The 7347-nt window shown below is 72.2% G+C and carries 5 protein-coding genes and 1 pseudogene; 1 reads left to right on the forward strand and 5 read right to left on the reverse strand.

The features are described from left to right. Positions 1–1110, forward strand: a 1110-nt coding sequence (groEL, locus tag A6A06_RS18600; protein WP_073762432.1) for a chaperonin GroEL, incomplete at its 5' end; no start/stop codon positions are given. Between the two features lie 123 nt (positions 1111–1233). Here the strand turns inward: groEL and A6A06_RS18605 are convergent. From A6A06_RS18605 to A6A06_RS18625, 5 genes and pseudogenes are all read right to left on the reverse strand, one after another. After that, entirely contained in the window at positions 1234–2283 is a 1050-nt protein-coding gene (locus A6A06_RS18605) for a hydroxyacid dehydrogenase (protein WP_073762433.1), read from the reverse strand. Between the two features lie 28 nt (positions 2284–2311). Then, entirely contained in the window at positions 2312–3247 is a 936-nt protein-coding gene (locus A6A06_RS18610; RefSeq protein WP_242440813.1) for a carbohydrate ABC transporter permease, read from the reverse strand. Continuing rightward, positions 3244–4191, reverse strand: coding sequence for a carbohydrate ABC transporter permease (locus tag A6A06_RS18615; protein WP_073762434.1), 948 nt, complete (start codon positions 4189–4191; stop codon positions 3244–3246). The genes A6A06_RS18610 and A6A06_RS18615 overlap by 4 nt, the downstream gene beginning before the upstream one ends. After that, positions 4188–5501 (reverse strand): ABC transporter substrate-binding protein, encoded by a 1314-nt coding sequence (locus A6A06_RS18620; protein WP_073762435.1) that lies wholly within the window; start codon positions 5499–5501, stop codon positions 4188–4190. The genes A6A06_RS18615 and A6A06_RS18620 overlap by 4 nt, the downstream gene beginning before the upstream one ends. Positions 5502–5824: 323 nt before the next feature. Next, positions 5825–7051: pseudogene (locus tag A6A06_RS18625) on the reverse strand (LacI family DNA-binding transcriptional regulator); the annotation flags it as partial. Positions 7052–7347: the final 296 nt, after the last annotated feature.

The raw sequence follows: 7347 nt of genomic DNA on the forward strand, positions 1-7347 counted from the left end.
GTCATCACCGTCGAGGAGTCCAACACCTTCGGCCTGGAGCTGGACTTCACCGAGGGCATGGCCTTCGACAAGGGCTACCTCTCGCCGTACATGGTCACCGACCAGGAGCGGATGGAGGCCGTCCTGGAGGACCCGTACATCCTGATCCACCAGGGCAAGATCGGTTCGATCCAGGACCTGCTGCCGCTGCTGGAGAAGGTCATCCAGGCCAACTCCTCCAAGCCGCTGCTGGTCATCGCCGAGGACGTCGAGGGCGAGGCCCTGTCGACCCTGGTGCTGAACAAGATCCGCGGCACCTTCAACGCCGTCGCCGTCAAGGCGCCCGGCTTTGGTGACCGCCGCAGGGCGATGCTGGGCGACATGGCCGCGCTGACCGGCGCGACCGTCATCGCCGAAGAGGTCGGCCTCAAGCTGGACCAGGCCGGTCTGGACGTGCTGGGCACCGCCCGCCGCGTGACCGTCACGAAGGACGACACCACCATCGTGGACGGTGGCGGTACGTCCGAGGACGTCGAGGGCCGCGTCAGCCAGATCAAGGGCGAGATCGAGTCCACGGACTCGGACTGGGACCGCGAGAAGCTCCAGGAGCGCCTGGCGAAGCTGGCCGGCGGCGTCTGCGTGATCCGTGTGGGTGCGGCCACCGAGGTCGAGCTCAAGGAGAAGAAGCACCGTCTGGAGGACGCCATCTCCGCGACCCGCGCCGCGGTCGAGGAGGGCATCGTCTCCGGTGGTGGCTCCGCTCTGGTGCACGCCGCCAAGGTGCTGGAGGGCTCCCTCGGCAAGGAGGGCGACGAGGCCACCGGTGTCGCCGTCGTGCGCCGTGCCGCCGTCGAGCCGCTGCGCTGGATCGCCGAGAACGCCGGTCTGGAGGGCTACGTCATCACCGCGAAGGTGGCGGAGCTGGAGAAGAACCAGGGCTTCAACGCCGCGACCGGTGAGTACGGCGACCTGGTGAAGGCCGGCGTCCTGGACCCGGTCAAGGTCACCCGTTCGGCGCTGGAGAACGCCGCGTCGATCGCCTCGCTGCTGCTCACGACCGAGACCCTGGTCGTCGAGAAGCCGGCCGAGGAGGAGCCCGAGGCCGGTCACGGCCACGGTCACGCCCACTGAGGCAGCTCGAACCGTACGAGGCCCGGTCCCCTTTCGAGGGGGCCGGGCCTCGTCCCGTTGACGGGTCGTTTTCCCCGGCGCCGGGGCCGGGCCACGTCTCCCTTCAGGTCTTCCCGGCTCTCCTCAGGCCGAGCGGCCGAGCCCCTCCGCGCGTACGGGGTCGGCGAACGGCAGTCCTTTCGTGTAGCGCTCGATCTCGTCCAGGGCCTGGTCGGCCATGCGGTGCAGCTCGCCGCCGAGGGAGCCGGCGATGTGGGGGGTGAGCAGGACGTTCGGGAGGTCGTAGAGCGGGGAGTCGGGGGCCGGGAGCTGGGGGGCGGTCACGTCGAGTACGGCGTTGATGCGGCCGGAGACGAGTTCGGGGAGCAGGGCCGTTTCGTCGACGAGTGCGCCGCGGGCGGTGTTGACCAGGGTGGCGCCGTCGGGCATGAGCGCCAGTTGGCGGGCGCCGAGCAGGTGGTGGGTGGCGGGCAGTTGGGGCGCGTGGACGGTGACGACGTCGGAGGCCGCGCAGAGGTCGTCGAGGCTGCTCAGGGTGACGCCGAGTCCGGCGGCTTCCTTCTCGTCGGTGTAGGGGTCGTGGAGGAGGACCGACAGGTCGAAGGGGCGCAGGAGTTCGATGACGCGGCGGCCGATGCGGGAGGCGCCGATGACGCCCACCGTACGGCGGTGGTTGCCGGCGCCTTCCAGTTCCTGGTGCCAGTCGTGGGGGGCGCGCAGCGCGCGGTAGAGGTGTGCGGTGTGCAGGACGCGCTTGTTGGCGAAGAGGACCGCGGCGAGCGTGTATTCGGCGACGGGCTGCGCGTTGGCCGCGGCCGCCGAGGTGACGGCGATGCCGCGGTCCCAACAGGCGCTGGTGACATGGGGTTTGACCGAGCCGCCGGCGTGGATGACGGCGCGCAGGCGCGGGGCGCGGTCGAGGACGGTGCCGGTCAGCGGGGTTGCTCCCCAGGACGTCAGGAGGATCTCGGCGTCGGCGAGAGCGGTGGCCACGGCCGGGGGCGGGTCGGCCAAGTCGTGGGCGACCAGGCGGGGATCGGTGCGGGTGAGTGCCGTCAGGCGGGTGCGGTGGTGGTCGGCGAGGAGGCGTCCGGCGAGGCCGGGTTCCATGGCGAGCAGCAGCGCGGGGCGGGGAAGTGCCTGGTCAGGGTGATTGTCAGTGGTGTGGTGCATGGTGGAAGCGTGCTCCTGGTTCGGGGCGTCACTTGACGCTTCCGGCGGCGAGTCCGGCCTTCCAGTGCCGCTGGAGGGTCACGAAGGCGATGATCAGGGGGATGACGGCGAGGAGGGAGCCGGTGACGACGAGGGGGTAGAAGGACGGCTCGCCGTGAGCGTTGCCGTTCCAGGCGTACAGGCCGAGGCTCACGGGGAAGAGCCGCTGGTCGGACAGCATCACGAGGGGGAGGAAGAAGTTGTTCCAGATCGCGGTGAACTGGAAGAGGAAGACCGTCACCAGGCCCGGCGCGACCATACGCAGGCCGATGGACCAGAAGACGCGCAGCTCGCCCGCGCCGTCGATACGGGCGGCTTCGAGCGCCTCGTCGGGGATGTAGCCCGCACTGAAGACCCGTGCCAGGTATACGCCGAACGGGTTCACGAGGACGGGAACCAGCACCGACCAGTAGGTGTTGACCACGCCGGTCCTGCTGGCCAGCAGGTACAGGGGCAGTGCCAGCGCCGTGGTGGGGACCAGGACGCCGAGCAGGACGGCGCCGAACAGCTGCTCCTTGCCGGGGAAGCGGTACTTGTCGAAGGCGTAGCCGGCGGCCACGGAGATCAGGGCGCACAGCGCGGCGCCGACACCCGCGTAGAGCAGGCTGTTGGCGTACCACCGGAAGTAGATGCCGTCGCCCTCCGCGGCGAGGCGGGAGAGGTTGCCGGCCAGGTCGAAGCCTTCGAAGGACAGGGCGTCGCCGGCCAGCAGGCCGCCCGCGTCCTTGGTGGCGGCGGTGACCAGCCAGACGAGGGGGAAGAGCGTGTAGAGGACGGCGAGGCCGAGCGCCGTGTTGACGGCGGCGGGGGAGAGCCAGCGGCCGCGCGGGCGTCCGGTGGCGGCGCCCACGGACGGGGCGCGGGACGGGCGTACGGGCACGGGGGCCGCCGGGCCGGCGATGGCGGTGCGGGGCGGGGGCGTCATCGGAGCCTGCCCTTCGGGTGGGCGAGCGGGGGACGGGAGGTGCCGGGCAGGCGGCGGCGGCCGGGTCGGGGGGACCGGCGGGAGAGGCGGGTGACGAAGAACGAGAGCAGCGCGGCGGCGAGGGCGAGCAGGACCGACGAGGCGGCCGCGAGGCCGTAGTCGTTGCGGGCGAAGGCGGCGGTGTAGGCGTACATGTTCGGCGTCCAGGAGGAGGTGACGGCGGAGCCGGAGCCCTGGTTGAGGATCAGCGGCTCGGTGAAGAGCTGGAGCGAGCCGATGACGGTGAAGAGGGCCACCATGACGAGGGAGGAGCGGATGAGGGGGACCTTGATACCGGTCGCGACGCGCCAGGCGCCCGCGCCGTCAACCGTCGCGGCCTCGATCACCGAGCGGTCGATGGCCTGGAGGGCGGCGTAGAAGATGACCATGTTGTAGCCGAGCCACTCCCACAGGGCGATGTTGACGACCGAGGGCAGCGCTCCGGAGGGGGACAGGAAGTCGAAGCCGAGGCCGCCGGACTCCATCGCGCCGACGACCGGGCTGAGCTGGGGTGTGTAGAGGTAGACCCAGATCAGGGCGGCGATGATGCCCGGCACGGCGTGCGGCAGGAACAGGGCGAGCTGGAAGAAGCGCCGGGCGCGGGCGAGGGCGGAGTCCAGCAGCAGGGCCAGGGTCAGGGCGCCGGCCAGCAGGAGGGGGATGTAGAGGGCGCAGTAGCCGAGGAGGACGAGGAAGCCGTCGCGGAAGGTGTGGTCGCCGAGCGCCGCCGCGTAGTTGCCGAGTCCGGTGAAGACCGTGTGCGTACCGCCGAAGCCGAGGCCGGACTGCTGCTCGGTGAAGAGGCTGAGCCAGACCGCGTACCCGACCGGGACGACCAGCACCACGACGAACAGGGCGAAGAAGGGGGTGAGCAGGACGGATACGGCACGCGCCTTGGCGCTCACCGGCCCATGACCTTCAGGCCGCGCTTCTTCAGTTCGCGTACCGTCGCGTCGCTGCCGGCGCGTACGGCGGCGGCGAGCGAGACCGTGCCGCCGCCCGCGCCCGCCACCTTGCCGAACTCGTCCTTCAGGGTGGTGTTGGTGGTGCTGGTGGCCGGGCCCCAGCCCCAGTTCTCGTTGACCGAGGCGGCGGCGGTGTCGAAGAGGGCGTAGAGGTCCTGGCCGCCGTAGTAGCGGGTGTCGAAGGCCCGCCGGGCGACCGGGCGCAGGGCCGTGGCGGCCGGGTAGGCACTGGACGCGCCGGAGGCGACCCGGGCCTTGACCGCGTCGGCGGAGGTGGACATCCAGGCCGCGAACCGCATCGCGGCCGCGGTGTGGCGGCTGCCCTTGGTCACGGCTGTCGTCGAGCCGCCGAGCATGCCGCTGGCGGGCTTGCCGTCCCAGGTCGGCACGGGTGCCGCGGCCCACTTGCCGCTCTGGTCCGCCAGCGTGCCCTTCAGGACGCCCGCGCCCCAGGAGGCGCCGAGGTAGCCGACGGTGCCGCCGCTCTTGAGGGAGTTGGTCCATCCGGGGCTGAAGGAGTTGTGGGTGTGGACGAGGCCGTCCTTGAGGAGGCCCTGCCAGTAGCCGGTGACCTTCCTGGTCGCCGGGTCGGTGGTGTCCAGTTTCCAGGAGTCGCCCTGGGTGGCGAACCAGCGGGCGCCGGCCTGCCAGGTCATCGCCTCGAAGGTGGTCGGGTCGTCGGGGAAGAAGGTGCCGATGCGGGCCTTCGGGTCGGCCTTCCTCACCGCGGCCGCGGCGGTGCGGAAGCCGTCCCAGGTCCGCGGCACTTCGATCTTGTGCTGGGTGAAGAAGTCCTTGCGGTAGTAGTAGACCTGCGGCGCGGCGTCGAAGGGTACGGCCCAGTTCCGGCCGCCGAGGGTGGTCAGCTGGACGGCCTGCGGCAGCAGCTTCTTCTTCAGGCCGGGCGTCACGTACGGGGTGATGTCCTGGAGGGCGCCCTGGCTGACGAATTCGGGGAGGGTCGGGTATTCGATACTGACCAGGTCGGGCGCGTTGCCCGCCCTGACCGCGTTGGAGATCTTGGCGTACCCGCCCGCGGTGCCCGAGGGGATCTCCTCGAACCGTACCTTCGTGTCGCGGTGCGTGGCGTTGAACGCGTCCACGGCCTGTTTTGTGCCCTTGGTCCAGCCCCAGTACGTGAGGGTCACCGGGCCTTCGCTCCCGGCGGCGCCGCCGCAGGCCGTCAGCAGGGTCAGGGCGGTGAGGCCGCCGGCTAGCGCGAGAGTCGTTCTGCTCCAACTGAGGCTCATGGCGCGGCTCCTGAGCGAGGGGGGGGGAGGGGGCGGCGCGAAGCTGATGGCCGCGATCCGCGATCCTTGGGCCGGGCCTGAGCGAAGTCAAGAGCGAAAGATTGATTGATCGAAAAAAGAACAGGATGGGGGAGGCGGGTACGGCGGCCGGGGGAGGGGGAGCGGCGTCAAGGGCGGAGGGGAGGGCCACTCCCGCCGAGGGGGTCGGGTCCGCCGGGACCTGGGGCGTAGGGACCTGGGCCGTAGGGACCTGGCCTGCCGGGCCCCGGTCCGCCGGGACCTGACCCGCCAGTACCTAGGCCCGTACCGCTTCCCGCTCCGCACGAAGCGCGCACCCGCAGGGTCGGCAGCAGCGTGAGGTGGCGCCGCGGGGACGGCTCACCGCCGAAGCCCCCGCTTCCGTCCGGTGCCCCGCCTATGCCCTGCGCCCCGTCGACGCCCTGCGCCCCGCCGACGCCCTGCGCCTCCCAGACGCCCGGTGCCCCGCCGCCCACCCCGCCCACGACCGCTCCGCCCCCGGCCGTCCCGCTCCCGCCGTCCCGTTCGCGCAGCCGGTCCAAGAGCAGGCGGGCCGCCTGGCGTCCCACCTCGCGTTTGGGCGGTGCCACGGCCGTCAGGGGCGTGTCGGCGAGCGCCGCCACCTCGTCGTCGTACGCGACCAGTGCCAGGTCGTGCGGCACCCGGACGCCCAGTTCGGCCAGCCGCTGCACCATCTGGATCGCGTCCACGTCGTTGTGTACGAGCGCCGCCGTCGCCCCTCCCGTGGCCACCATCGCCCGCAGCTCCCGCACGGCCCGCTCGAACCCCTCCGGGTCCAGTTCGGCGGGCACCGACCCGATCACCGGCTGCGGCTGCGGCACGCCGAGGGCCCGCAGCGCCTCCTCGTATCCCTCGCGCACCGCGAGGGCCGTCGGGCTGTCGGCGCGGGCCACCAGCAGCGGCGCCGTGTGCCCCTGCGCGATCAGGTGGCGCAGCGCGAGCAGCACGCCGTGGCCGTGGTCCGAGCACACCCGGTCCAGCCCCGCCAGCGGGCTGCCCGGCGGCACGCTGCGTTCCAACAGCACGACGGGTACGGGGAGTTCGGCGACCCAGCCGCCGTATTCGGCCGGGTCGCCGGGGCCGCGCCAGCCCGGCGCGACGAGCAGCCCTTCGGCTCCGGCGGTCAGCAGGCCGTGGGCGCGCGCCGGGTCCTCGGCGGGGCGGTAGTCGGATATCCGCAGTACCAGCCGGGCGCCGGCCCGTGCCGCGGCCTCGTGGGCGCCGCGGATCACGTCGGCGAAGTAGTACGTGGCCGAGGGTGCCAGCAGGCCGAGCACCAGTCCGTCGGCGGCGGGCGCGCGGCCGTCGGCGTTCCGGTCGTGCCGCCGGGGCCAGGACACCGCGCCGTGCACCCGGTCGAGCAGGCCCTTGCCGGCCAGCGTTTCGACGTCGCGCCGTACGGTGACGGGCGAGACGCCGAGCTGGCCGGCCAGGTCGGTGACGCGGGCCGAGCCGCGTTGCCGTACCAGGGACAGCAGGCGGTCATGACGTTGCACAGCACGTTCGCGCACGGCGGCAGCCCCCTCGCGGTGTGGCGGACCGGTGGCGGCCGGGACGGCGGCCGGTCCCGGGCCCGCCTCCTGGGCGGACGGGCCCGTCTCCATGGTGAAGACGCACCCTAGTGCAGCGTGATCGAACGGCTCGGTAAACCGGTCAATCGATCAGATCCTCTTGACGTTCGATCGCGCTGAGTTGAGGATTTCTGAGGTCGTCGACCGTAAGGGATTACGCCCATGACCGTGCCTCCGCCCCCGCAGTCCGCCGGCCGGGAGGCCGGATCCCTGCCGCCCGAGGACCGCGAGCGCAG

Source organism: Streptomyces sp. CB02923, from assembly GCF_001905005.1.
Classification (GTDB): domain Bacteria; phylum Actinomycetota; class Actinomycetes; order Streptomycetales; family Streptomycetaceae; genus Streptomyces.

Excerpts from the sequence above, each read along its gene's own strand:
- A6A06_RS18620 (WP_073762435.1), bottom strand. The coding sequence starts at position 5,501 with ATGAGCCTCAGTTGGAGCAGAACGACTCTCGCGCTAGCCGGCGGCCTC.
- A6A06_RS18605 (WP_073762433.1), bottom strand. The coding sequence starts at position 2,283 with ATGCACCACACCACTGACAATCACCCTGACCAGGCACTTCCCCGCCCC.
- A6A06_RS18610 (WP_242440813.1), bottom strand. The coding sequence starts at position 3,247 with ATGACGCCCCCGCCCCGCACCGCCATCGCCGGCCCGGCGGCCCCCGTG.